The following is a 523-nucleotide window of genomic DNA, read 5'->3' as shown; positions in this document are numbered from 1 at the left end:
TTTTAAAAAAATGGTTGAGATCTTTCCAGAACTAGAAAGAGGAAAAAACGCTGAAGAAACAAGAGCAAAACATATAGCAAATCAAGAATATAAGATTCAACAAAAGGAAAAATCTATAGAGTTACAGCTGGAACAAATAAATAAAAATGCTATGGAATTGGAGGAGAAAAAGAAGAAACTTGAAGCAGAAAAAGAGAGATTAAAACTAGAAGATGAAAAGCTATATGAATTAGACAATGTCCTGAAACACGTAGAAGAAAAGAAAAAATTATTTAAAAATGAAACTATAGTAAGCATGGATAAAGAGATATATAAATCTCTAGTAAAATATGCAAGAGAAGGGGAAGAATACTTAAAAAAGTTATTGAAGCTAGAAAAAAATGTAGAAAAGTTAGAAAAAGAGAATTTGAATTATCTCGTGGAAAACAAGAGTTTATCAGATAGAAATATGGTTTTAGAGAGTAAAAAGATAAGTTTAGAATTAGAATTACAAGAATATAGGTTATTGTCTAAAAATTTAGGA

1 protein-coding gene is annotated in these 523 nt (G+C 27.0%); it reads left to right on the top strand.

Features of this window, described 5'->3' with window-relative positions:
- Positions 1 to 523: hypothetical protein (locus tag RF638_RS16200; protein WP_368842484.1), on the top strand; the 523-nt coding region annotated here is incomplete at both ends.

The organism is Kocuria sp. CPCC 205235, from assembly GCF_040980905.1.
GTDB lineage: Bacteria > Actinomycetota > Actinomycetes > Actinomycetales > Micrococcaceae > Kocuria > Kocuria carniphila.
This window is presented reverse-complemented; position numbering and strand designations above follow the sequence as displayed.